The sequence below is a fragment of the Acidithiobacillus concretivorus genome (assembly GCF_018853445.1).
GTDB lineage: Bacteria > Pseudomonadota > Gammaproteobacteria > Acidithiobacillales > Acidithiobacillaceae > Acidithiobacillus > Acidithiobacillus concretivorus.
Genome location: NZ_JABELD010000168.1, coordinates 1 through 284 on the forward strand (window position 1 = coordinate 1; position 284 = coordinate 284).

Here is a 284-nt window from a genome sequence, read left to right on the forward strand (position 1 = left end):
GGCCGGGTTCACAGTCTGGAGAATGTGGCCAAGTGGGCGGCGCCGGAATTTGACCGGATGGGGATTAAATACGAAACCCTGTTCAACATGAAAGAAGTGGATGGTAAAAACGCTCAGGTGCTGAGCGAAGAAGGCGGCGCGGTGAAATACGATCTGCTGGTGGCCGTTCCGCCCCATAAGGGTCAGGAAGTCATCGAGAAAAATGGCCTGGGTGAAAACGGCTGGATTCCCACCAATCGCTCTTCCCTGCACATGGAAGGGGAGCATGGCAAGAATGTTCTGGT

The 284-nt window shown here is 54.6% G+C and carries 1 pseudogene; it reads left to right on the top strand.

The features are described from left to right. A pseudogene (locus HJG40_RS14530) lies at positions 1-284 on the top strand (NAD(P)/FAD-dependent oxidoreductase); the annotation flags it as partial.